General features: G+C 42.7%; 21 protein-coding genes. 11 read left to right on the top strand and 10 right to left on the bottom strand.

All coding sequences use genetic code 11. The features are described 5' to 3' along the window. Positions 1-162 precede the first annotated feature (162 nt). From AOG27_RS08580 to AOG27_RS08560, 5 genes are read left to right on the top strand one after another with little or no spacing between them, the layout of a single operon-like run. The gene (locus AOG27_RS08580) at positions 163-1,503 is read left to right on the top strand and encodes a sigma-54-dependent transcriptional regulator (RefSeq protein WP_054552612.1); all 1,341 of its coding nucleotides are present in this window, start codon (positions 163-165) and stop codon (positions 1,501-1,503) included. 12 nt (positions 1,504-1,515) lie between these two features. Continuing rightward, positions 1,516-1,725, top strand: coding sequence for a histidine kinase (locus AOG27_RS08575; protein WP_054552611.1), 210 nt, complete (start codon positions 1,516-1,518; stop codon positions 1,723-1,725). A gap of 22 nt (positions 1,726-1,747) precedes the next feature. Further along, complete coding sequence (locus AOG27_RS08570; protein ID WP_054552610.1) at positions 1,748-3,226, top strand: sensor histidine kinase; 1,479 nt, start codon at positions 1,748-1,750, stop codon at positions 3,224-3,226. Continuing rightward, on the top strand, positions 3,226-3,687 hold the full coding sequence (locus AOG27_RS08565; protein ID WP_054552609.1) for a response regulator: 462 nt from the start codon (positions 3,226-3,228) through the stop codon (positions 3,685-3,687). Before AOG27_RS08570 ends, AOG27_RS08565 begins: the two co-directional genes overlap by 1 nt. Positions 3,688-3,737: 50 nt before the next feature. After that, positions 3,738-5,705: a response regulator gene (locus tag AOG27_RS08560; protein ID WP_054552608.1), complete on the top strand. Its 1,968-nt coding sequence runs from the start codon at positions 3,738-3,740 to the stop codon at positions 5,703-5,705. On the opposite strand, the gene AOG27_RS08555 is transcribed toward AOG27_RS08560, so the two are convergent. The 3 genes from AOG27_RS08555 to AOG27_RS08545 are packed head-to-tail and all read right to left on the bottom strand — an operon-like array spanning position 5,692 to position 9,396. Then, positions 5,692-6,690, bottom strand: a complete 999-nt coding sequence (locus AOG27_RS08555) for a LacI family DNA-binding transcriptional regulator (RefSeq protein ID WP_054552607.1) — start codon at positions 6,688-6,690, stop codon at positions 5,692-5,694. The genes AOG27_RS08560 and AOG27_RS08555 overlap by 14 nt on opposite strands. Positions 6,691-6,711: 21 nt before the next feature. Then, complete coding sequence (locus tag AOG27_RS08550) at positions 6,712-8,043, bottom strand: glycoside-pentoside-hexuronide (GPH):cation symporter (protein WP_054552606.1); 1,332 nt, start codon at positions 8,041-8,043, stop codon at positions 6,712-6,714. A gap of 24 nt (positions 8,044-8,067) precedes the next feature. Next, positions 8,068-9,396 (bottom strand): GH1 family beta-glucosidase, encoded by a 1,329-nt coding sequence (locus AOG27_RS08545; RefSeq protein WP_054552605.1) that lies wholly within the window; start codon positions 9,394-9,396, stop codon positions 8,068-8,070. 231 nt (positions 9,397-9,627) lie between these two features. Here AOG27_RS08545 and AOG27_RS08540 point away from each other — a divergent pair, with 231 nt between their 5' ends. The 3 genes from AOG27_RS08540 to AOG27_RS08530 are packed head-to-tail and all read left to right on the top strand — an operon-like array spanning position 9,628 to position 14,441. After that, complete coding sequence (locus AOG27_RS08540; protein WP_054552604.1) at positions 9,628-10,887, top strand: sugar MFS transporter; 1,260 nt, start codon at positions 9,628-9,630, stop codon at positions 10,885-10,887. 48 nt (positions 10,888-10,935) lie between these two features. Beyond that, on the top strand, positions 10,936-13,413 hold the full coding sequence (locus AOG27_RS08535) for a glycoside hydrolase family 3 protein (RefSeq protein WP_419177729.1): 2,478 nt from the start codon (positions 10,936-10,938) through the stop codon (positions 13,411-13,413). Continuing rightward, complete coding sequence (locus tag AOG27_RS08530) at positions 13,404-14,441, top strand: glycoside hydrolase family 16 protein (RefSeq protein ID WP_054552602.1); 1,038 nt, start codon at positions 13,404-13,406, stop codon at positions 14,439-14,441. Before AOG27_RS08535 ends, AOG27_RS08530 begins: the two co-directional genes overlap by 10 nt. Positions 14,442-14,535: 94 nt before the next feature. On the opposite strand, the gene AOG27_RS08525 is transcribed toward AOG27_RS08530, so the two are convergent. From AOG27_RS08525 to AOG27_RS08510, 4 genes are all read right to left on the bottom strand, one after another. Continuing rightward, on the bottom strand, positions 14,536-15,546 hold the full coding sequence (locus AOG27_RS08525) for a cupin-like domain-containing protein (RefSeq protein WP_161804346.1): 1,011 nt from the start codon (positions 15,544-15,546) through the stop codon (positions 14,536-14,538). Continuing rightward, positions 15,546-16,271, bottom strand: a complete 726-nt coding sequence (locus AOG27_RS08520; protein ID WP_054552600.1) for a SapC family protein — start codon at positions 16,269-16,271, stop codon at positions 15,546-15,548. Before AOG27_RS08520 ends, AOG27_RS08525 begins: the two co-directional genes overlap by 1 nt. Positions 16,272-16,291: 20 nt before the next feature. Then, positions 16,292-17,833 (bottom strand): tryptophan halogenase family protein, encoded by a 1,542-nt coding sequence (locus AOG27_RS08515; protein WP_054552877.1) that lies wholly within the window; start codon positions 17,831-17,833, stop codon positions 16,292-16,294. Between the two features lie 90 nt (positions 17,834-17,923). Continuing rightward, positions 17,924-20,872: a TonB-dependent receptor gene (locus AOG27_RS08510; RefSeq protein ID WP_054552599.1), complete on the bottom strand. Its 2,949-nt coding sequence runs from the start codon at positions 20,870-20,872 to the stop codon at positions 17,924-17,926. Between the two features lie 300 nt (positions 20,873-21,172). On the opposite strand from AOG27_RS08510, the gene AOG27_RS08505 reads away from it, so the two are divergent. Beyond that, positions 21,173-21,784, top strand: a complete 612-nt coding sequence (locus AOG27_RS08505; RefSeq protein WP_054552598.1) for a fumarylacetoacetate hydrolase family protein — start codon at positions 21,173-21,175, stop codon at positions 21,782-21,784. Here AOG27_RS08505 and AOG27_RS08500 read toward each other — a convergent pair. The 3 genes from AOG27_RS08500 to AOG27_RS08490 all read right to left on the bottom strand — a co-directional run bounded on the left by AOG27_RS08500 (position 21,735) and on the right by AOG27_RS08490 (position 24,292). Beyond that, positions 21,735-22,616 carry an ABC transporter substrate-binding protein gene (locus tag AOG27_RS08500; protein WP_138600380.1) on the bottom strand — a complete coding sequence of 294 codons (882 nt, stop codon included), beginning with the start codon at positions 22,614-22,616 and terminating at the stop codon, positions 21,735-21,737. The two genes, AOG27_RS08505 and AOG27_RS08500, sit on opposite strands and share 50 nt — an antisense overlap. A 182-nt stretch (positions 22,617-22,798) precedes the next feature. Next, positions 22,799-23,851, bottom strand: a complete 1,053-nt coding sequence (locus tag AOG27_RS08495) for an aldo/keto reductase (protein ID WP_054552596.1) — start codon at positions 23,849-23,851, stop codon at positions 22,799-22,801. Between the two features lie 12 nt (positions 23,852-23,863). Further along, positions 23,864-24,292, bottom strand: a complete 429-nt coding sequence (locus AOG27_RS08490; protein ID WP_054552595.1) for an acyl-CoA thioesterase — start codon at positions 24,290-24,292, stop codon at positions 23,864-23,866. Between the two features lie 153 nt (positions 24,293-24,445). On the opposite strand from AOG27_RS08490, the gene AOG27_RS08485 reads away from it, so the two are divergent. Then, entirely contained in the window at positions 24,446-24,652 is a 207-nt protein-coding gene (locus tag AOG27_RS08485) for a hypothetical protein (protein ID WP_054552594.1), read from the top strand. A gap of 61 nt (positions 24,653-24,713) precedes the next feature. Continuing rightward, positions 24,714-25,766 (top strand): DNA polymerase IV, encoded by a 1,053-nt coding sequence (gene dinB / locus AOG27_RS08480; protein ID WP_054552593.1) that lies wholly within the window; start codon positions 24,714-24,716, stop codon positions 25,764-25,766. Positions 25,767-25,843 lie beyond the last annotated feature (77 nt).

The following is a 25,843-nucleotide window of genomic DNA, read 5'->3' as shown; positions in this document are numbered from 1 at the left end:
GCAATAATAACCCGTTTCTAGTATTTTTCTCACTTTTTACCCTAAAGTGGAACTAAATGCAGTAATATGGTCGTAATTTGAATTCAATTAGTATCTAACGCGCTTTATTTTATTTTTATTGGAACTAAGCGTAGAATGATTAAAAAAGCTTATGGAATAAATATGTTAAACGTACTTTTAGTTGATGATGACAGTGAGTTTAGTGATGTAGTTTGTCACATTGTTGAGTTCCTCGGGCACAATATAAATACCGCAGCGAACCTTGCTGAAGCTGAGCAATGGTTTGAAAACAACACGTTTGACCATGTTTTTTTAGATTTTATGTTGCCAGATGGCAGCGGTCTACATTTGCTTGAGCACTTAAAAGCAATCGGTCAATCGCCTCGTGTTACGTTAATTTCAGGGCACCCTTCAGTAAAGGGTAAGTTGGCTGAAATGTGTGAGCCTAATGTTGGTCACCTAGTCAAACCACTACAACGAGAAGATATAGAACGGGTACTCAACCCGAAAAAAGCAAGCCCTAAGAAAAAAGCAACGCCAGCTATAAAGCGCCACTTTGGCACCTTAATTGGTGAATCAGAGGTGATGCAAAAGCTTTATACTATGATTGAGCGTGTTGCAGCAACTTCTGCCAATGTAATGTTGATGGGTGAAAGTGGTGCTGGTAAAGAAGTGGTTGCTCAGGCAATTCACAACGCCACTGAGTGTGATGGCCCTTTAGTAGCAACTAACTGTGGTGCATTTTCTAAAGAGCTGATTGGTAGCGAACTTTTCGGCCATGAAAAGGGCGCATTTACAGGCGCTATTGCACGTAAAGAGGGGGTGTTTGAGCAAGCTGCTGGTGGTACTTTGTTTTTAGATGAAGTGACAGAAATGCCCATTGATATGCAGCCAAACTTACTACGTGTACTCGAAAGTAAAAAAGTAACTCGAGTGGGTGGAACCAAAGAGCAAGCGGTAAATTGCCGCGTTATTTCTGCAACCAACCGCACCTTGACCGACCTTGCGCAAAATAATGTTATTCGTGAAGACATTTACTTTCGTTTAGCGGTATTCCCTATTGATATTCCACCGCTTCGTGAGCGCAAAGAAGATATTCCATTGCTTGCCAATGCTTTTTTAGAGCAGCTTAATGATGAAAACGGCACCGACTTTAAATGGCAAGCAGCGCAAATCAAAGAACTTGAGGCCCATGATTGGCCTGGTAACGTGCGTGAACTTCGCCATGCTATACACCGTGCCTTTATTATGAGTGACCCTAAAGGCTCCGTTATTACTTTACCTGATTCGTTAGAATCACCGTTTTCTAAAGTGAATAAAGAGAGCCAAGCAAACCAAGTTGTTGCAGGGCAAACCATTGAAGAAGTTGAAAAAGAATTGATCCACGCGACTTTAGATAAAGTACAAGGTAATAAGACGATTGCTGCGCAAATGCTGGGGATCAGTACGAAAACACTTTATAACCGTTTAAATGCTTATGGGGGCATTGGCGAATACAAATAACTAAGGATAGCTATGAGTAACAACGAGTCTTTACGAAAAATGGTGCACGATGCTCGTGCACCGCTAAACCGTATTTCGATGAATGCAGAGTTAGTTAAGCTCGTATTAGAAAATGATATGCCTAAGCAAAAAGCGCTCGAGGCATTAGATAAAATAATTACAAACTGTCAGCAGTGCAGTGAACACTTACAAGAAATAAGTGACACTCACGCAGCAGATTGAGCACTCATTGATTGGGAAGCAAATGCAAAAACAAAAAGGAAAAATAGCGGTCAGTTGGGCTGGCTTTATTGCCGTGGTGCTGTGTATCGTGGTGGCGAATGCTTTTTTAGCCCTCAATAGCATTCGCTCTCTAACAGAAACACAAAGTAGTCTTGATAATACTAACTCACTTAATACTGCAATAGAGCGGCTACATTTATCTGTAGTACAGGCTGAGTCAGGTCAGCGAGGTTATCTTCTTAGTGACCGAGAAGATTATTTACTGCCTTACAATGATGCTATCGCTTCAATGCAAGCGCAGATCATGCTTGTGAAAAGCTTGCATTCAGAAATACCCGGTCAAGCAGACCGCATTGCTCGTTTAATTCATTTAGTAAACGATAAAGTCGCAGTGATGACTAAAACCACCGATCTGGCTCTTGCAAATAAAGACGTGAAAGCTCGCCGCTTGTTATTAACAGACCAAGGTCGTGATTTATATAAAGATATTCGCGCTGGAGTTGATGAAATTCAAATGCGTGAGCTTAATTTTAAAATAGAGCAGTTTGCAAAGCTCTCACAAATTAAAAACGAAGCGAAGTTAACATTTGCGATTACTGCAGTGACAAGTGCTTTACTGCTTATTGGTATGTTTGTGTTAACCCGTATCAACATACGCAATCAAACTAAGTACCGAGCTGACCTTGAAAAACAAAACGAAAACTTGGCTGCAAAGGTTGCAGAACGTACGCAAGAGTTAACCATCTATTCAGATGAGCTAAGCCGCTCAAATAGAGAGCTTGAAGACTTTGCCTTTGTTGCAAGTCATGATTTACAAGAACCACTGCGTAAGATTCAAGCCTTCAGTGACCGCCTTGAAAAGATGTTTAAAGATGAGCTCGGCGAAAAAGGGGTTGATTACATTAATCGTATGAAAAATGCCGCTCAGCGTATGTCTAATTTAATCAATGACCTACTTGAATTCTCACGCGTAACCACTCGTGGTAAGGACTTTGTTGATACAGATTTGAATGAAGTCGTTGCAGAGGTACTTGATGATCTTGAAATCGCAATAAAAGAATCTGAGACCACGGTTAACCTCGATACCTTACCGCATATCCAAGCAGACCCGAGTCAAATGCTACAGTTGTTCTTAAACATTCTGTCGAATGCAGTAAAGTTTAGACGTGAGAATGTTGCGCCTGTGATTGATATTGCATATCAGCGAATTTCAGAATTTAGCGAAGTTCATCACACTGATGTAGAGTGGGAAGTTATTACAATTTCAGATAACGGAATTGGCTTTTCAGAAGAATACCTAGAAAAAATATTTGTTCCGTTCCAGCGGTTACATGGCCGTTCGCAATACAAAGGCACAGGCATAGGACTATCGGTTTGTCGCCGTATTGTGGAGCGTCATGGCGGAGAAATAACAGCAAGTAGTCGCGTTGGTGAGGGTGCAAGCTTCACTCTTAAATTACCCGTGGAAACATCGCTTTTCACACTACAAGGAGAGGCGTAATGCCACTTAATAAAGTTAAACCAATAACCATTTTAATGGCTGATGACGACGAAGATGATCGTTTATTAACCCAAGATGCATTGGCCGAAAGCCGTGTATTAAACGAGTTGTTTTTTGTTGAAGACGGTGTAGAACTGCTTGAATACCTTGAGCGTAAAGGCAAATTTAGTGAAAAAGAAAGCTCACCGCGCCCGGGCTTGATTTTACTCGATTTGAATATGCCGCGTATGGACGGCCGTGAAGCTCTACAAGCAATCAAAGCTAACCCTAACTTGAAGGGTATTCCGGTGGTGATTTTAACTACATCAAAACAAGAAGAAGATATGGTTAAAGGCTACGACTTAGGGGCTGCATCATACATTACTAAGCCAGTTACTTTTGAAGGTTTAGTCGAGTTAATGCAAACATTAGGGAAATACTGGGTAGAGTTTGTAGAGCTGCCAACACCACAGAACGATTAATTCCAATTTGCGATAATATTTTATTAAGCAAATTGCTATAAGGAATAAGAATGTTAGATAAGGTAACCCGATTACTCTTAGTAGAAGACGACGAAGACGATTATATTCTTACTTGCGACTACCTAGAGCAATTAGGTTCCCATACATTCGATGTTGAGTGGTTAAGTTGCCCTGAACAGGCCATCAGTGTGCTGAGCGAAAACAAGCATGATATTTGTTTGTTAGATTATCGTTTAGGTGCCTCTGATGGCCTCGAAGTGCTAAAACGGGCCGTTGATAATGGTTTTCGCGGTCCGATTATCATGCTTACCGGACAATCAGATGAAGCACTCGATTCTGCAGCGCTTGATGCCGGTGCGGTTGATTACCTTGTTAAAAACGAGATGAACTCTAGCCGCTTTGCCCGCGCTATTCGTTATGCGTTAGCACGACGAGATGTTGAAGATGAGCGTGTTGAACGCTTAAAAGCCGAAGCAGAAAACCGTTCTAAAGACCGTTTTTTGGCGCATTTAAGCCATGAGTTACGTACGCCTCTGTCATCTATCTTGGGTTATACCGAGTTACTAATGCAAAGTGGTAAGAACCAGCATGCTCAAAACGAGCTGGGTGTGATTTACCGAAATGGTAAGCATCTACTGAGCTTACTTAATGACGTGCTCGACCTATCAAAAATTGCTGCTGATAAACTTGAGCTCAATTGCAGTGATGTCAATTTAGATAGCCTAATGGCGGACGTATATACCTTAATGCGCGTCTCAGCGGTCGATAAAGGCTTAACACTTAAATTTGAATCTCAGCAAGCCTTACCTTTAGTTGTCAACACAGACGCGACGCGGTTACGCCAAATCCTAATTAACATCATCAACAATGCAATTAAGTTTACTAACCAAGGCGAGATCACAGTGCGTGCTTGGACTGCTTGGGTTAATGAGCGCGAAATGCTGTTTTTTAGTATTAAAGACACAGGTCTTGGAATCCCAGCCGAAAAACAAGCTTTGATCTTTAAACCATTTGAACAAATTGCCGATGTAGAATCCCGAGATGTGGGTGGAGCAGGGCTTGGCCTCGCCATTTGTTCTGAGCTACTTAGTCGAATGCAAGGCTCTATTGAGCTTGAGTCTACGCAAGGCGTGGGCTCAGAATTTACCCTTTCTATCTACCCGGGCAACATTCGTGATGTTGAGCGCCAAGTACTGCGTTTTGATTCAAACCCAGATTGCCAACAAAAATTAGCCACCCTTGAAACCAGTGGTCGGGTATTAGTGGTCGACGACTTAAAAGATTTACGTAACCTAGTAGGTCATATGATCACTATGACCGGTGCTGAAGTGGAATACGCAGAACACGGTAAACAAGCTATTGAGAAAGTCGCTAGTGCAGAACAAGCGGGTGAGCCTTTTGATATTGTTTTTATTGATTTGCATATGCCGGTTATGGGCGGTAAAGAAGCCACTATTGAACTTCGTAAAATGGGTTATCAAGGGCCAATTATCGCGCTTACTGCAGCCACCATGAAAGGGGTGAAAACTGAGTTAAGCGCACTTGGTTTTAACGATATGATTGCCAAGCCGGTTGATTCTGGGTTGCTTTACCAAGTGCTTAATCATTACATTTGCGAAGGCAATACTGCACCTGTGGTTGAGCAAGACGACAGCCCTGAAATGACCAACCAAAGCACGCGTTATTTATTGGTTGAAGACGATAGTGATGCAGCACAGATTACCCAATTATTGCTTGAAAGCTTAGGTGTTGAAACTGTCATAGCGCCAAGTTGTGCTGCGTGTCTTGAGACACTTAGTGACGACCAAAATTTTGCTAAAGTATTACTGGATATGCATTTGCCTGATGGTGGAGGGCTAGATTTAGCAAAAGAAATTAAACAGCGCCACCCCGACTTAAAATTAGTCATTGTAAGTGGCGCCGAACCAGAGCCAGAAAGAATTAAACAACTTGATATAGAACAAGTGCTGTTAAAACCGATTAATCTTGGCTTGTTATCCGAGCTTATTGCTGACTAATTGAATGCCTGACTATAAGTTCAGGTTCAAATAGCGTTTGTAACGGCGGTGTTTGTTTTTGATAAACTTGGTTTAACACCCAGTCAGCAGCCATGCGGCCCATTTCATTTATGGGGTAATTAATGGTGGTTAATTGTGGGTAAACGTGACGGGTGAAAAACACGTTATCGTAGCCCATAATCGACAATTGCTTAGGTAACGTTAGCCCTAAATCACGTGCGCTTGCCATGGCACCCACTGCCATTTCATCATTAGCACAGATAAGCGCCGTGAATGGATGCGTTTGTTGATGAAGCGCTTTTAACCCCTCATAACCGCTCGCTTCCATGAAATCACCTTGAAATAAGAGGTTTTCATCAAACTCAAGGTTAAACTCAGCCAGCGCTTGTTTGTGGCCTTCTAGGCGGTCTTTGGCATCTTGCTTCCAAGCTGGTCCACTGATGTAGGCAATGTCTTTATGACCTTGTTCTAGAACATGTTTAGTCGCTAGATATCCGCCTTTAATATTATTAAGCAAAATGCAGCGGTCACTGAGTTCGCTGATATAGCGGTTGATTAGTACAAACGGAGTACGGCCTTTGCTAAGTTTAATTAGGTAGTCGTCGCTGACTGCTTCAACATGCAAAATAAGCGCATCGCAGTTACGGCTAATTAAAAATTCAATCCCTTGTTTTTCTCGTTCTTCATCACTGTGACCTGCAGCAATAATCAGGTGTTTGCCTTGATTACGAAAGGTATTTTCAATGCCGCTCATCATAGGCCCGTAAAATGGGCCTTGTAATTCAGAGACCAGTAGACCAACACTGTTCGAGCAATTTGATGCCAGTGACTGAGCAATTGAGTTAGGTCTATAGCCAAGCTCATCCATTGCGGCAGTGACCTTTTTACGTGTTGCATCACTGACATTTGCATTGTTGTTCATTACTCGCGAAACGGTTGCAAGAGAAACGCCTGCAAGTTTCGACACCTCGTAAATGGTGGCCATGTTATTCCTTTTTAAACAAAGTTATGGATGCTTTTTTAACGATAAATCGGCACTGATCCGCTCAACCGTTTGATTATCAAGAATATACCTTTTCATGATAAATGCGACAAGCATACTACCTATTGCTGGGTAAAGGGTAAATGAAATTAAGATACCCGAGAGCGTGTGTTCACTGAGTTCGGTATTGGCTTCATAGCCATAAAATGCCAATAACCAACCTGCAATGGCACCGCCAAGAGCAAGGCCAAGCTTAATAAAAAAGACCACGCTTGCGTAGACTAGGCCTGTTAGCCTTTCACCGGTTTTCCATTGCCCATAATCTATGGTGTCGGCCATTTTTGCCCACAGTAACGGAGTTGCCATTTGCGTGAAAAAACACCACAAAAAGTACACCGCAAAGGCAAGTGCAAGTTGTTCGCCTGGCAACCAAAATGCCACGCAACTAATTGCCGCAGAGATGTATTGCAAACGAATATAGGCGGTTTTTTTATCAACGCGTTTACTAAGAGGGTTTGCACAGGCACAGCCCAGAATATTACCTATCATGCCGATGGTAACAAAGTAGGTGACCAGCTCGGCTTCACCAAGTACATATTTTACATAGTAAATGGCAAGGGTGGTGCGCAGTACCATACTGGATAACAGCATAAATGCAGCAAAGCACAATACTTTAAATGGGCCATTTTGCCATAGCGTGTTCATGCGGGTTTTCCAGCTCAACGATGAGCTGTTATGCGCCGCTACGCGCTCTTTGGTAAAGCGAAAACAAATCAAAAATAAGATCACACCTAAGCCGCTCATCAGGGCCATCGTGAGTTGGTAGCCCGTAGCGTTATCACCTTTGCCAAGCCAGTTTACCAAAGGCAAAGTACAGGCACTGACAATTAAGCCGCCCAGCATACCAAACACAAAGCGATAAGATTGAATGGATACTCGCTCTTTCGGGTCGCCACTTAATACCCCACCTAACGCTGAGTAAGGAATGTTAATCGCGGTGTACACCAGCATCAGCAAAGTGTAAGTGACAAAGGCGTAAATGACTTTGCCTGACTCAGGTAGATCTGGTGTGGTGAAGGTGATCATGCTGATCACCCCAAATGGTAAAGCGAGCCAGAGTAAGTAGGGGCGATAGCTTCCCCACCTAGTGCGAGTTGAATCGGTTAAGGCTCCCATTAATGGGTCGGTGATGGCATCAACGACTCTCACCACCAAAAACAAGGTGCCAACAATCGCGGGTGAAATACCAAAGATATCAGTATAGAAAAAAGTTAAAAATAACATCACCGTTTGAAAGATGATATTACTTGCTGTGTCGCCTAATCCGTAGGCTATTTTTTCTCTTTTTGTCAGCATGTGTGTTCTCGATTGTTGTTATTTTTATCGCTGTTTGAGTAGCGCGCGATATTGTTTTGCGCTTTCTTTTAAAATGCGTTGTTGGCTTTGGTAGTCAATATAAACTAACCCAAAGCGCTTTTCGTAGCCATAGGCCCACTCAAAGTTGTCCATTAAGCTCCACGCAAAGTAGCCTTGAATATTGACGCCTTGGCGAATTGCATCACACACTGCATTTAAATGAGTGTGATAATAATCTACTCGCTCGATGTCGTTTACTTCACCATTTTCTAGCGTGTCGGCCATGGCTGCGCCATTTTCGGTAATGTACATTTTTGGTAAATCATATTGCTGATGCAATGATACTAAAAGCTCAGTTAAGCCTTGTGGATAAACTTCCCAGCCCATATCGGTAACACGAACATCCGTAAGGCTTGCTTCTTCAAACCAGCCATCAGCGGTATTTTTGTAGTGTATGCGGGTATAATAGTTAACGCCAATAAAGTCGACGGCTTGACGAATAATCGCCATATCGCCAGCAATAATAATTGGTTTAACTTCATCTGCTAAATCATCCAGTAAAGAGGGGTAAGCACCTTCTAAAATCGCTTTGATATACCATTGATTGTGGTATTGATCAGCAAGCTCTGCGGCTTTTTTATCATCTTCGGTTAAAGGATACGTTGGGCTGAAGTTTAATACGATACCTGCTTCTGTGCTTGGGCAGTTTTTACGTAATACTTGCATAGCAAGGCCGTGGGCGAGTAGTAAGTGGTGCGCTGCTTGTCGGCCAGCTTGTTGTGATTTTATGCCAGGTGCATGTACACCCACTTCATAGCCTAAATAAGCGCTACAAAATGGTTCGTTCAAGGTGGCGAATGAATCAACCAAATGGCCTAAATGTTGAGTAACAAGTTCGGCATAGTCTTTAAATTTATAGGCTGTTTCGCGATTTAACCAGCCGCCATTATCTTCAAGGTATTGAGGTAAATCCCAGTGATATAAGGTGACATAGGTTTTTATGTTACGCGCTTTTAAAGCCGTTAATAACTGAACATAAAACGCCATACCTTGCTCGTTAACCGAGCCATCTTGCTGCATGACCCTTGGCCACGAAATAGATAAGCGGTAAGCATCGACAGCCAAATCTGCAATCATCTCGACATCTTGCTGCCAACGTGCAACATGGTCACAAGCTACATCGCCATGGCTTTGGTCAGCAATAGCGCCAGGCTTTTCGCAAAATGTATCCCAGATACAATCAAGGCGCTTATCGCGTGCCCCTTCAATCTGAAATGAAGCTGTTGCCACACCGAACGTGAACTCGGGCTTGAGTAAAGATGAATCTGGTAACAGTGAAATTGATTTATACACAGTAGATACTCGTCCTTCGGGTTAAGTGTAAGGCTTAGTAAATTAGAGCTTAGACTCAGTTGTAAGCGCTTACAATTTTTCTGCAAATAAATTGCTAAATATGATTTATATGTTATAAATGTAAGCGCTTACATTTAATGTTGCAACATATTTCGCTATTTGCTGTTAGTGATTAAGTATTAAACCTTGCTGTAACAAACTGATAAATATAATTAACTAGAGAAGAAAATTATGGCTCATGTTTCAACCCCTGTGTCGGCTGCTGCAAGCCAAGCAGATATGCCTAAGCAGCACTTTGCGCTGGCATCATTGACCACATTATTTTTTATGTGGGGATTCATAACCTGTCTGAATGACATTTTAATCCCTTATTTAAAAGGTATGTTTTCACTTAACTATACGCAGGCTATGCTCATTCAGTTTTGCTTCTTTGGTGCGTATTTTGTGATGTCGATCCCTGCTGGAAAGTTGGTCAGTCGTATTGGCTACCAGTTTGGTATCGTGGTTGGCTTAGTGGTCGCAGCCGCGGGGTGTGCGCTGTTTTACCCAGCTGCGGTTGCCCATGTGTACGAATTATTTTTACTAGCCTTGTTTGTCCTTGCCTCGGGCATCACGATTTTACAAGTATCTGCCAATCCTTATGTAAGTGTACTTGGTCCGCAAAAAACAGCATCTTCGCGTTTGACTATGACACAAGCATTTAACTCGTTAGGAACCACGGTTGCACCAATTTTTGGTGGTTGGTTAATTCTATCTGAGGTTAGTCAAGCCACCGCAGAAGAAGTGAAACTCCCTTATTTAATGTTGTCGTTAAGCTTGTTGGTACTTGCGGTTATCTTTGCATTTTTAAAACTGCCAAAACTAGGTAAAGAAAGTGATAGCGAAGCGGCACATCAAGATTTAGAAGATTTTGTTGATTTAGGCAGTGTTTGGCGTTACCGCCACCTCATTTTAGGTGCTGTAGGTATTTTTGTGTATGTGGGCGCAGAAGTGGCGATTGGTAGTTTTTTGGTGGGCTTTTTGACCCTAGATAACATTGCTGGTTTACCAGAAAATGAAGCTGCGCATTATATTAGCTACTACTTTGCAGGAGCCATGGTTGGCCGTTTTATTGGTGCAGTTGTAATGCAGAAATTTAATGCAGGCAAGGTGTTGGCATGCCATGGCTTGTTGGCGGTATTGTTAGTATTGATTGCTATGACGGGTGAGGGCAGCCTTGCTATGTGGGCAATTTTGCTTGTGGGATTATGTAACTCGATTATGTTCCCAACCATTTTTAGCCTTGCTTTACACGGCCTTGGCAAATACACCTCAAAAGGCTCAGGCATTTTATGTTTAGCGATTGTAGGGGGAGCGATTATTCCATTACTACAAGGCGTATTAGCAGATTCTATTGGCGTGCAAATGGCGTTATTCTTACCAATCGCCTGTTATTTATATATTACTTACTTTGCGCTGGTTGGCTCAAAAGTATCAACTCAGACTTCATAGGTGCAAAAAATGAAATTGAAAAAAACATTTACTCTCTGTTCGTTAATGATGGCAAGCGTCAGCATGCTAGGTTGTACTGGGCAAGATAAGGTGACCAACGTGAGCACTGAGCAAGAAATTTGGCCAAATATCGAAACGGGCATTGCAGCAAATCCAGAAATGGAAGCACAAATTGCGAAAATGTTGGCAAATATGACCCTTGAGCAAAAAATTGCGCAAATGATCCAGCCAGAAATTCGCGATATAACCGTTGAAGATATGCGTAAATACGGCTTTGGTTCTTACCTCAATGGCGGTGGCGCATTCCCTAATAATGATAAACATGCCAGCGCTGCAGATTGGATTGATCTTGCTGAAAAAATGTATCAAGCCTCAATTGATGACTCGCTCGATGGCAGCTCAATTCCGACTATGTGGGGTACCGATGCCGTGCATGGTCACAATAACGTAATTGGTGCGACATTATTTCCACATAACATTGGTTTAGGTGCAACAAACAACCCTGAGTTAATCGAAAAAATTGCCGCCGCTACCGCGCAAGAAGTGATGGTAACTGGTATCGACTGGGTATTTGCACCAACTGTGGCTGTTGTTCGTGACGACCGTTGGGGCCGAACTTATGAAGGCTATTCTGAAGACCCTGAAATTGTAAAAGCGTATTCAGCAGCCATTGTTAAGGGGTTGCAAGGTGCGGTTGATGACGACTTTTTATCTGATAAACGTGTGATCAGTACGGTTAAACACTTTTTAGGTGATGGCGGCACAGAAGGTGGTGATGACCAAGGTAATAACACGGCATCTGAGCAAGAGTTATTTGATATTCATGCGCAAGGTTATGTAGGCGGCTTAGGTGCGGGGGCGCAAACCGTAATGGCGTCATTCAACAGCTGGAATGGTGAAAAAATTCATGGCAGTAAATACCTACTTACCGACGTGCTAAAAGATAAAATGGGTTTTGATGGTTTTGTTGTTGGTGACTGGAACGGCCACGGTCAAATTCCGGGTTGTACTAATGGCAACTGTGCGCAGGCTGCAAATGCTGGTCTTGATGTGTACATGGTACCGACAGATGCATGGAAACCACTTTACGAAAACCTTATTAAGCAAGTTAAAAGTGGCGAAATTGCACAAAGCCGTATCGATGATGCAGTAACACGTATCTTACGTGTAAAAATGCGCGCTGGTTTGTTTGATAAGCCAAGCCCTGCCAAGCGTCCGCTTTCAGGTAAAACAGAAATCATTGGTAGTGCAGAACATCGCGCAGTTGCAAAACAAGCAGTCCGTGAATCACTGGTACTACTGAAAAATAAACAACAGTTGTTACCGCTATCAGCAAATGCAAATGTATTAGTTGCCGGTCAGGGCGCAGATAACATCGGTATGCAGTCAGGTGGTTGGACAATCACTTGGCAGGGTACAGGTAACGAGAATAGCGACTTCCCGGGTGGTTCTTCAATTTTTGATGGGATCAAAAATACAGTTGAGCAAGCCGGTGGTCAGGTTCAATACAATGTGAATGGCGAATTTGAATCTAAGCCAGATGTCGCGATTGTGGTGTTTGGTGAACAGCCGTATGCAGAAGGTAATGGTGATTTAGATAACCTTGAATACCAACGTGGTAATAAAACTGATTTAGCCCTGCTTAAAAAGCTAAAAGATGCCGGTATTCCTGTGGTGTCGCTATTTATTAGTGGCCGCCCAATGTGGGTGAATGCAGAGCTGAATGCCAGTGATGCGTTTGTTGCAACTTGGTTACCAGGCAGTGAAGGTGATGCAATCAGCGATGTTATCTTTAAAAAGCAAGATGGTTCTATCAATCATGACTTTAAAGGTAAGTTATCGTTCTCGTGGCCAAATAACCCGGTAGGTAACCAAAACCGTGGTGATAAAGACTACTCGCCACTACTGCCATATGGCTTTGGTTTAACTTACCAAGATAAAAACACATTAGCAGATGACCTTAGCGAAAAATCACAAGTTGCCGCTAAATTAGAAGACTTAGTATTATTTGAACGTGCCGTAAAAGCACCGTGGTCACTGCAACTACAAAGTGGTTCTGAGCAACAAGCCATGACCAGTAGCCGTGCAGCCCTTAACGCTGTTAGCGTAAAAACCTTTGATAAAGACGTACAAGAAGATGCGCGCGCAATCAGCTTTAATGGTAAAGAAGCGGCTTCGGTTCGTTTAATGGCGGCTTTCCCATCGGATTTACGTTCATACGTTGAAAAAGCGGGTCAACTGCAAATGCAAATTAAGGTAGACCAAGCTGCTGATGCGCCGCTAATGCTGGGTATGCAATGTGGTGAAAACTGTGACGGCCAATTTGATATTAGCAAACAGCTTAAAGCAGCAAATGATTGGCAAACGCTAACCGTAGATTTGAGCTGCTTTGCAGAGCAAGGTGTGCAGCTTGGGCAAGTATTCTCGCCTTGGCAATTAGCCACTGAAGGTGCATGGCACGTATCAATTGCTAAACTATCAGTAACGAGCGCGCACACCGAGGACGCAACAGTCTCATGTCAGTAAAATCGTATGCTGTTATTTTGCTAACAGGTGCGCTTAGTGCCTGTCAGCAAACCCCAGCGCCTGTCAAAGCCAGCCTAGGAGAAGGCTGGCAGTTAGTTTGGCAAGACGAATTTTCGCAAAATGATCTCGACCTAACTAAGTGGCAACATGAAGTAAACTGTCGAGGTGGCGGTAATGATGAGCTGCAATGCTATACCGCGCGTAGCGAAAACAGTTTTGTTAAAGATGGCCTATTGCATATTGTTGCTCGCCAAGAGCAATACACTGGGCCGTTGCATAATAGCGATGAAGTGAGTAGCGATGCTGAGCGAGAAAAACAAGCGACTCAGCCGTTCACTTCTGCTCGTTTACGCACTAAAAACTTAGCTGATTGGCGATACGGGCGGTTTGAAATTCGCGCTAAATTGCCAGCAGGGCAAGGCGCGTGGCCAGCAATTTGGATGTTACCAACTGATTGGCGTTATGGTCGCTGGGCATCATCAGGCGAAATAGACATCATGGAAGCAGTTAATCTAAAGACTCTCACTGATGACAAAACAGCGCCAGCTGGCAGCCTTGAAACGCGCGTACACGGCACCTTGCATTACGGTGGTCCTGCACCCAAAAATGTTTACAGCGGTTCGCCGTACCGTTTTAGCGAAGCTAATAACCCGGCTGATAACTTTCATGTTTATGCCCTTGAATGGCAGCAAGATGAAATTCGTTGGTATGTTGATGATGTTCACTATGCGACATTTCGCCACGACCAGTGGTATTCAACATCACAACAACAAGACGGCTCGTTTATAGAAAATACCGGCTTTGCTCCGTTTGATCAGCGTTTTCATTTACTGCTTAACTTTGCAGTAGGCGGAAACTGGCCAGCAAATGTGAATGCTAAAGGCGTTGATTTTGCAGGTTATCCTAAGCAAATGCTGGTGGATTACGTACGTGTTTTTCAATGTAGTAAAAATAGTGAAACAGGTATCGGCTGTGCAACAAAGCAGCCATCAGCAGTACAAATAAAGGGTAAGACCAATCCGCAATAGTACTTAATTAAGCGGATTGCTATAAGTGAATTATGAACCAAGAGCCTGCAGATGCTTCGCCGAACTCGTTGCATCCGCTGGCTTTTGGTTCATTCTATCGGTTGAGTTTTTGCAGTAATAGTTGTCTTATTTTTCTGGCCGTTAGTTCGTCGATATCGGCTAATATCCCTTGCGCAGGCTCAGCAACGTGGCTTGCTAAATCCACATCATCAGCAAACACATAATGATTAAAGAGTTGCTGCCATTTTTGTTTATGCTCGTTTGGTAAGTCTTTAATTGCCAGCATACTGTGCAGCATGGCATCAAATGGGTTTGCTAAATACTCTGGGGCTTGTCGCCACCAATAGTTCACCAACACATTAAACGGACTGGTTGCGCTAACCTGATGCCACCAAAGCGCTGGAATATAAATAGCGTCGCCAGGGCCAAGAGTTGCCGATTGCGTCTTTGCTATAGCCTCTTTAAAACGTGGAAAACGGTTGAAATCGGGGTTATTAAAATCAACCAAGCTAACCGCTTGCCCAGCGGGTGTAAATTCGAGTGGACCAACGTAAAGATTATTGACCTGATCAGTTGGCAACAGAGTAAAGGTACGCTTACCCGCAGCAACACAAGCTAGGTTATCGGCGTTGTCATAGTGAGCGGCAATCTGACTATGATTTCCCACCCAGAGGCTGGTTAAGCAGTTATAATCGGTCACTGTTAATGGGTTTTTAACACTAAAGCCCGGAGCGCAATACTCCACAGCAGTAGAGCCCATATACAGTGAATCACTGTCGGTTTGTGTGATTGAACGTGCTAATTTTTGCAGCACAGAAACTAGGTTATCGGCGTGCTGTGAGAAATTAAGCCCTGAGAAATCAGCGTTATAAAAATAGCGTCCCTGATGAATTGCTTGGCTGCTAAAACTGCGTACTGGGGCGTTATTGGCAAGCCCTAAAAGGTAGTCTAAGGCGTTTTTAGAACTTTGTTTAGCTGCCATGACTTGGGGCCAATCAACGCAGAGACCTCTGATGACCAGTGGTTCAGTTTGCTCAGCTAAAAACACTTTTAGATCAGCAATGCTTGAAGCCTGGCATTCTTTTATTGGCGCAGCCGCAAACATTACTGCTGAGCCCATTTTTTATTAAGCAAATGAGGAATGTGCTCCATTGATGCCAGCACCATATAAATAGCCTGTAGGTCACCTTGCTGTTGTAACTGCTTAAGCTGTTCAGCGGTTAAGCCGTTTAGCACCTGTTGGTTAATAGTATAAAAGTCGCTTACTGTGACTTTTTCGCCATTTTTATCTGCATATTCAATACTGAAAGCTTCGAGTAAATTAACGCTAAGCAAACGCTCAAAAAACAGATTAATTGTTTGGTGTTCTTGATGTAACGCGTTAAGTACTTGAGCAATATGATTTAAGTATTCGCTATTTCCACCATGTTCAAGGAAAATGGCTTCGCCATCATGTGTGCTTATGCGTGGGCTGTCTAAATCAATATGTACCACCAGAGATTGCTCAGGAATACCGTTGTTATACTGGGTTTGTTGGCCAATTAAAAATGGCTGGCGCTGCATACTTAGCGGTAAGTAACTCAGTTGCAATTCGCCTTGCTCGTTTAGCAGCAAGTTCTCACCATTTTCAAAACCAAATAAAGCGAGGGCTTCGAATTGACCTGTTTGTGGGTGCTTACGAAATACGATAGGTTGATTTGCTTGAACTTTAGCAAACTCACTTGGAAATACGGTAGCGCAGCTAATATTGTCGCCCCAGTTAGCACCGCGTGTGGTGGTCACTTTTAGGTCTTTATGGCTGATGTTATCAAGTAAGACATGATTGGCCATTGGGCCTCCTAATACTGAGATTAAATAGGTTGTATACCAAATTGCTGAATATGATTTAACAGCTCGCGGTTAGTGGGTAGTTGTTGTAATCCGCGTTTGGCTTGTTGTTGGTTAGCACTAAAATGCTCAATAATTGCCGCAGGCATTGCAAGTACAGGAAACTGTGGCAATTGCTTCATTCCATAAAGTACATACTGGTAACTGGCTGCAGAGAAGACCTCTTGAGCACGGTCAAAGTCGTTTAACCACGGACTTTGATATTGCCAAAGTGCTAAGTTTTCTTGAAGTTGCAGAGGAATTGAGTTTGCCTCTTTATGAGCTTGCCAATAAGGGCTTGTGCGCTTTGACAACACATAATGCAGCTTTAAAAACTCAATGATACGTTTCCAGCGATAATGGCACTGCTCATCAAAACGTTTTGCCAGTGTCGGCATTGCAGCACGATGTGTTGGGAAATTAGCAAGTAAGTTATTAAGGCCAAGCTCCACCATGACTAACGCTGAGGCTTCAAGTGGTTCAATAAAGCCTGCAGACATACCAATAGCTAAACAGTTTTTATACCAAAAACGGCGTCTATAGCCGGGCGTAAAACTAATTTCACGAAATATCAGTTCATTTTGTGCTGTGCCAGGCTGGGTTTTTGCAATGTACTGGCTAAGCGCTTGTTTCGCATCTTCGCTATTGGCAAAACGACTTGAGTACACCATACCTAGACCACGGCGGCTTTGTAAGCCGATATCCCAAATCCAACCGGCATCTTGCGCCGTGGCTTTGGTATAAGAAAGGATCTCTTGCTGCGGGTTTAAATAGGGCACCTGTACGGCAACTGCTCGATCGTTAAATAACACATCGTGTTGCTCGATTAGCTCTATCCCGTAATGTTGATGTAACAGCTTTGCGTGGGTGCCAGAGCAATCAATAAATAAATCACCCGCAATAGTGCCATGATCGCGGGTTTGCAATGAACTAATATAGCCATCTTCATCACTATTGATGCATTCAACATGACTGACGATATGCTCAACGTTTAGCTTGGTAGTGCAGTGTTGTTGTAGCAGCATGGCAAACTTACCAGCATTTAAATGATAGCCATAGTTTGCTTCACCATGATAGGCACTATGTAAGTGGTTTTTCGGTGCTTTATGGTGATCGCATAAGTAGGTTTGGCTTGCCACCGCGTGGCTGAAACTCACGGCATCTTTGTTGGCAAACCAATAAGGTGCAATATTTAATTGCTGATATGCCACCGGTAAGCTGAACGGGTGGTAATAATGTGCGTCGCCTTCATCGTCGCACCAGCCATCAAAGCGTGAGCCTTGTTTAAAAGAAGCATCACAGCGTTGAATAAATTCACTTTCGCTAATGCCGATGGTTTTTAAGGTTTGTCGCATGGTTGGCCAAGTACCTTCACCGACACCAATGGTGGCAATATCGGGCGACTCAATCAGGGTAATTTGTGCGTTGTGAGTTAAATGAGGCTGGGCAGCAATTAAACCTGCAGATAACCAACCTGCTGTACCACCACCTAAAATGACGACTTTTTTTACTTCATTCTTTTGCATGTTTAAGGCCATCTCAAATGCTATGTAGACAAACTAGCATAATTATGAAAAAAAAAGCCGCTGTTGAGCGGCTTTTTTGACAACAAAATGCTAGAACGAGTAGCGGAAGCCGATGTTGTAGCGCGCACCGTATTGGTTTGCACGTAACAGCTGCTCAGAGTAACGAACGTAAGTACGTTGCGTTTCATCTGTCAGGTTTAGACCTTCAACAAACACCGTTAGGTTCTCGTTAACTGAATAGTTCACGTTAATATCCCACTGGCCATAAGACTCAGTAAAGATTGGTGAAGCATGTTGGTCAAAGCCTGTTAAGAACTCATCACGCCAGTTATAAGAAATACGAGCAGATAAACCGTTTAAATCATAAATCGCAGAGAAGTTAGCTGAATCACTTAAACCCGGTAGGGCAAATTGATAGCCAATAGCATCTCGGTCTGCTTCAACATCACCAAATACGAAAGTCGCGTTAGCGGCAATACCAAAGCCAGAATCACCAAACATATGTTGCGCTGCTAGTTCCCAGCCCCATAGATTTGCTGTTTCAACGTTGTTATCACGCGATACGAAGAAGTTTGCTAGAGGATCTGTATCGTTACCAACGATAGGTGTGCCTTCTTCTGTGCCTTGGTTTTCGTTGATCTTATCGTGAATTGCTTGGTCAGATGGTTGCTCACCCGCTGCCGCTAAATCGTCACGCGCTTGTTCAGCACGATCACCGATGAATGGGTCTGTAATACCGTCAATCGTCTCTTCGGTTGTGATATTTACAAGGAAGTTATCAACTTGCTTACGATAGTAACCCGCAGACATATAGCTGCCTTCACCGTAGTAGTATTCAAGTGATAGGTCGATATTATCTGAAGTATAAGGTTTCAAGTTCGGGTTACCCACAGCCACTTTACGTTGACCCACTTTCGGGTTACCTAAGAATGACGTTGTTGAGCGAAGCGCGCCTACAGGAGGACGAGCAAGGCTGCGGCTGTAAGAGAAACGTGCAATAACGTCTTCAACTACTTCGATATTCATATCGATGCTAGGTAGAAACTCTTTGCTACTACCTTCACCGTTTGAGAATGAGCGTTCATCAGCGTAAATGTAAGACCATTCGTTACCGTTAACCCATTCCATTGCAACAGCAGGGCGCTCTAAGCTGTTTGCTGTAACATCTGTTGATTCGTAACGTAAACCCGCAGTGATGTTCACTGGCATACCGTTAAATTCTGTTTCGAAGTTAGCTTGTGCGTATACCGCCGTTGTTTCTTCGCTTACACGGTGGTCGTCATCGATTGGACCCGCTTGCACCATGCCGTTTACATCAGCAGGCCAGCTACATGCGCCAATACCGCCATCAGGGTGATCACAGTCAATGCTTTCGGCAATCGCGACAATCTCATCAAAATCAGCATCGTAGTAGTAATTTAATAACTTATCGCTACCACCACCAGAGAAGCCATCAAGTAAACCTGAGCTGTCGACACGAGTGAACATGCTGTCATCGTACCAATCCGCAGAGTTCAACCACCAACCAGCAGCAAGCTGACCTGAGTAGGCTGTTGTCGTACGGAAATCGATTTTAGTGTGTGATACACCAAAGTTAATGCTCGATAGAGCACCGCTGTCTTCGTTATACCACGTACCTTTTAACTGGTATTGGTCAAGATCGTTAGTGTTGGTATCTTTGTTTACACCGGCGAAAAGGGTTCCCATATCGCTCGGTAAAATTTCTGCTTGGCCATTGGTTAAGGTCATATCAATAAGCGGAATTTCGCCTTGGCTAAAGTCAGCCATTTTTTCGTCGATATTAACCGTTGGGTTTTCACACCATGAACATGATGTGTTACCAATGATCATAAACGCATCGTGGCCAATACCTACACCGGCACTTTCAGCCGATGAGTTATGCGCATCAAACTCAATGTTTAAATTGTCTGTTACTTGCCAATCAATGTTTAAACCAAGCGATTTATTTTCGTTGGTTGTTGCACCACGGTTTAAGTTTGTAGAGTAGTCACCACCAATTTCAGTTACCTGCGTGTAAGTACCTTTTTCATTGATAGTTGCTGCGCTGACATTACCACCATTATTGAACCATACACCAAAGCTACGGCCATCTTTTTCAAACTCGAGTTTTGAGTAAGTGTAATCAACGGTTGCAGTAATGCGGTCATTCGGTGCGTATTGCAGCACAAGTTGACCATTGGTACGTTTGCGTGAATTGTCTGAAAACGCGTAACCTGCATTTTGCGGATACCAGGTTGCACCATCTGCGCGCTGGTTGTTATCTGTCAGTGCTAAATCAGGAGACGATGAAATATCAACATTTGGGATCCAGTTATCAACTGCCATTGATTGTTCGCGGTTATCACGTTCTTGAACTGAGCCTGAAATTAAAATCCCGAATTTGTCATCGTTGAATGTGTTGCTGTAGATACCTGAAAGCTCAGGGGTTACATCATCACCTGTTTCGTTTGATGTGTCGTGAACTGCTTTTGCACCAATCGAAGCGTGCAAACCAGGATTAGAAAGTGGTTTAGCTGTAGTGATATTAACTGTTGCACCAATACCCCCGCTAGGGATATCAGAACGTGCTGTTTTATATACTTCAACACCGCTCACACTTTCTGTTGCGATGTCACCAAAATCAAATGAACGACCGCCAGTTGTTGGCATTTGGCGATTGTTAAGGGTTACTAAGTTAAATTCAGGGCCAAAACCACGAACCGTAATTTTGCTACCTTCACCATTACTACGGTCAATAGACACACCGGTAATACGTTGCAAAGATTCAGCTAGGTTGGTATCAGGGAATTTACCAATGTCTTCAGAGGTAATTGCATCAACAACCCCCGCAGATTGACGCTTGATATCCATTGATTTTACTAGGCTTCCGCGAATACCTGATACTTGTATTACTTCAATATCACTTGCTTTGTCGGGCTGTTCTTCGGCGACTGCTGAGTGAGGAACTAGCGCGCTTAAACCCATTGCCATAGACAGGCTAATAGCAAGCTGCTTTTTCTTGAAAAGTGTGTGGTTCATGCAAATCTCCAGATTTGGTTTTATTTTATGTTGTTGTCTATTTTTGTAAGCGCTTACATTTCTTTCCAAAAAAAATCGCCGAACCCGATTTTTAAAATGTAACCGCTTACATTAAGTTATTAGAAAGTAAAACAATCGTCAACATAAATAACGCTTATAGTGAAAGGTAATATCTATGTTTATGTTATTATGAGAATTATTCTACCAATGAATTTACTTATTTTAGGTACAAAATTGGCGTGTTAATGCTAAAAATAAAAAATTGAGTCTTTTACATTTGTTAAAACGAGAGGTATTTGCGTGCAATCAGTGAAATGGAATAAAGAAGTATTCACCCCAAGCAAAATTATTTGCGTAGGTCGTAATTATGCTGCGCATATTGCAGAGCTTAACAATGAAACACCAACAAATATGGTGCTGTTTGCAAAACCAAATAGCGCCATCACTGATTCTCTTAATAGCGAACACTTAGGTGAGGCTCTACATTACGAAACTGAGCTTTGCTTTTTAGTTAAAGATAAACAGCTGGCAGCGGTTGCGCTTGGGCTTGATTTAACCAAACGAGGCTTACAAAGCACACTTAAAGAAAAAGGCCTGCCTTGGGAGCGCGCAAAAGCATTTAATGGTTCAGCGCTTTTTACTGAATTTGTTGCGGTTAATGCCAGTTGTCATTATCAATTTAGTCTAAAGATTGATGGAATAGACACTCAACTAGGCGATACAAGGTTAATGCTCCATAACGCAGAGCAAATCTTAGCTGAAATTAGTGATTTTATGGACCTAGAAGATGGCGACATCATTATGACTGGCACGCCTGAAGGGGTAGGGAAGGTTGTCGCAAATTCGAGCTTTGCTGTAACACTTATGGATGATCAACAGGAGCTGTTATCTCATCAGTGGCAGGCTCTTTAAGCGGGTCTAAAATAGAGCGCTGATAATAAGTTGAAAACTCAGGAAAGCTTTGTTCGAGCCAAATTCGTTGGCTTTGCTGGTATTTTTCACTCGGCAGTACTTTGTTTTTCAGCGCCTCATTGATTTCTGCAAGTACTTTTTCGGCATAATTATTAGGCGCATTTGTTGAGCAACCAATGGCACCAAAAACCACATTTTGAGTTGGATTAGCAATGCTGAGCTTTTGAATATTCTGTTGGTTTTGTTGATTGTAATAATCAGCAACAAATGGGTAATCAATTGTGTAATCAATGTAGCCATGCTCTAACTGCGATAGTAGCGCTTGGTTTGCATGGCTGCCGGTGCCACTTAATGCAGCACTCTCATAAAGCTTAGTATTTTTAGCTATTGCGTCCAGTTTACTGCCAAATTTTCGTGCATCATTTTGGCCATAAATAAAATTGGCATCAGTCAATAATGAAATTAATGACACTGGATTACCGTGTTTTTGCTTAATCTTTAGCGCTCTTTCTTCAGTACTTAACACGCTAAAGGATGGATAAACTGCAGTTGGAATAGAGTAAGTGGCACGGTTAGTTTTTTTATCTCGATGGATCATGCACGCGTAACACGCTAAGTGTCCATCATCGAGATATTTGCTTAATCGCTTAGGTGGCAATAGTGACTTTTGATGCTTAAAATTTGGCATTGCTTCAATCAGTAAGTCGGTTATGTTGTTGCACAAGCCACCTAAAGGATATTGCTCAGATTTATCAACAAAGAAAGGTTTGTTATCTGTTTCGAGCCAAGTTATAGAAAGCCGCTCTGAAGCATAGGTTATAGGAACAAGCACTATCACCATTATCATGCATAATATATGTTTTACGTATTTACTCATTAACAACCAAAAAAGTTAAATGCTGTGAATTACCATACACTAAAGTATTGGTGAAGTTGTAGAAGAAAGGTAAAAATGATGAATAAGTATTAATAAGCCTATCATTTAATAGACTTATTAATATTGCAGGGAGATGCTCAAAAAGGCATTGGATAACGGTTAAATACGTCAGCGATTTTATCGTTAGCTTCATCGCTTAATTGCACAGAAAAAGCATCGATATTTTCTTTTAACTGCGCCATAGATGTAGCGCCTATGATTGTTGAGCTTACGCCATCCACTTGATTACACCAAGCCAATGCAAGTTGTGAAGGGGTTAAATTAAAGGCGTTAGCAATTTCAACATATTCAGCAATCGCAGCGCGAGATTGTACTGTGTCTCTAAATAAACCATTACGTTGCACTAGCGTCCAACGACTACCTTCAGGGCGAGCACCATTTAAGTACTTACCGCTTAACATGCCGCCACCTAGCGGTGACCAAGGTAGGTAAGCAATATCTTCATGAATACATTGTTCAATCAAATACGGCCAATCTTTGGCGTGCAGGAGACTAAATTCGTTTTGAATAGAAACCATACGCGGAAGGTTATGCTGCTCACTTAAACGCAAGTACTGGCTAATGCCCCAAGGTGTATCGTCTGATAAACCACAATGCTTAATTTTGCCAGCCTTGATACAGTCATTTAGACCTTCAAGAATATCTAACATACCCGCGATATTTTGTTCAGTGTCAGCTTCTGAGAAACATACTTTACCTGGCCACTGTTTACCAAAGTGCGGTGATGTACGGTTAGGCCAATGTAATTGGTATAAATCGATAACCTCAGTTTGTAAGCGTTTAAGAGATGCATCAACGGCTTCAACCACTGCTTGGCGAGTAATATCGCCTGCATCGCGGACCCACGGTAAGCCGTTACCTGCTATTTTAGTGGCAATGACAAGATCATCGCGTTTGTCTTTATTTCGCGCTAACCAATTACCGATGATCTCTTCTGTTTTACCGTAGGTGTCAGGAGAAGGTGGAACGGCATACATTTCGGCGGTATCAATAAAGTTAACGCCTTTATCTAACGCATAGGCGATTTGTTCATCGGCATCGGCTTGGTTGTTTTGCATACCCCATGTCATGCTACCTAAGCAGACACGAGATACATCAATACCACTTCGACCTAGTGGGCTATAAAGCATAATAGATCCTTGTTAATCGCTAGAATGGGCTTTAAGTGCAGTTAATAACTCATCATTTAACTGAGCTTTTTTACCCGTTTTAAAATTAAACATAACCACTTGTGATGAGCCAATGGTTGTTACTGCGTCTTGGCTTTCACTAAATACAGTGTAATGCATCATAAAGCGATCGTGTTCAATGTCACTAATCTTAACACCAACATGCACCGTATCAGGAAATGTTACTGGGCGTTTATAGCGAGCATTGTTCTCGCTGATCACCGGACCCACACCTGTTACTTGTAAATCTTTAAGAAAGCCTAGTTGAGTGAAAAAATCGATACGAGCTGTTTCGAAGTAGCGAAAGTACACCACATTATTAACGTGTTGAAGGGCATCCATTTCACCCCATGCGACATTTATTTTGGTTCTGATAGGGTGTTGTTCTATAAACGATTGCATAGTAAATCTTCATTGATTGTGAGAAAACTTAGGTTAGCAATATGATGCTTTTAGCTCAAGGAAATTAGAAATCTCAGTAAATCGTGCTAGATTTATAAGTTCACGCTTACGTAAAGTGTGAGTAAAATGAACACACATTAAAGGACCTTAATTATGCAGCAACTAACCTTGAGGGTGATAAAGTGGATTGCACTTTTCATCTTACTTGCTCTAGCTTTGCTCTGTTATAGCATGGGCACAATGTCAGGATTTATCGCTTTAATTGTCGTGGGCTTGTTATTCGAAGCCGCCTTTTGGTTATTTGGCGCACGGCTTATCAGTCGCAAAAAGCCAAACCAACAAACAAGCCAAACCTCTTAGCTTGCACTCTCAGGAAGTTTAAATATAATAACTGTATATATAAACAGTTGTTGTGTTCCTGATGAAAAAATTCATTCACATCGATATGGACTGCTTTTATGCAGCTGTAGAGATGCGTGATAACCCCGCGCTTGCCAATGTGCCTCTGGCTATAGGTGGTAATAGTCGTCGCGGGGTGCTTTCAACAGCCAACTATATTGCCCGTAAATATGGTGTGCGCTCGGCCATGTCTAACTATCATGCCAAACAACTGTGCCCCGATCTGGTTATCGTGCCCGGACGAATGCAGGTTTATAAAGAAATCTCCACGCAAATTCGCGCCATTTTTGCAAAGTACACTGACCTTATTGAGCCGTTATCGTTAGATGAAGCCTACCTTGATGTAACCGACAGTACCGCATGCAAAGGTAGTGCAACACTCATGGCACAGCAAATCCGCCAAGAAATCTATGACACCACTGGGCTGACAGCCTCAGCGGGCGTTGCGCCAATAAAGTTTATTGCCAAAATAGCCAGCGATGAAAATAAGCCTAATGGTCAGTTTGTGGTATTACCCGATCAAGTTGATGACTTTTTGGCGAGTTTACCGCTTGGCAAAATTCCCGGCGTTGGCAAGGTGACCTTAGAAAAGCTGCAACTTAAAGGGCTTTACACAGGGGCTGATGTGCGTGCGAAAGGGGTTAATTGGATGCAGCAGCACATTGGTAATTTTGGCGTCTCTTTATATCAAAAGTGTGCAGGCGAGTACGTTGGCAAAGTGTCAACTGAGCGAGTACGAAAGTCACTCAGTGTTGAGCACACCTATGAATACAACAAAAATAATTTAGACGAGTGTTTAAGCCAGTTACCCCGCTTGATGGATGAATTAACCCGCCGTCTTGATAAACAACAGTTAAACAACCGCATCAATAAATTATCGGTGAAGGTCAAGTTTGCCAATTTTGTCGTGACCAGTGCCGATCAAAGCCACCATCAATTAGACGAACGCATTTTTGCTGAGTTAATGAGCAAAGCCTATGAGCGAGGTAATAACCAGCCAGTACGCCTGTTAGGGATAGGTGTCGGAATAAAGAGTCAGGCTCACGAGCATTTTCAGCTGAGTATATTAGACTAAAGGTTAACACCTTGGTGCTTGAAAGTTTGTTAGTGTCTAGTTGGGGTGCTAGGCCTGCCTAGTTCAACACCTTAGAC

The sequence above is a fragment of the Pseudoalteromonas lipolytica genome, from assembly GCF_001306915.1.
GTDB classification, from domain to species: Bacteria; Pseudomonadota; Gammaproteobacteria; order Enterobacterales; family Alteromonadaceae; genus Pseudoalteromonas; species Pseudoalteromonas simplex.
This window is presented reverse-complemented; position numbering and strand designations above follow the sequence as displayed.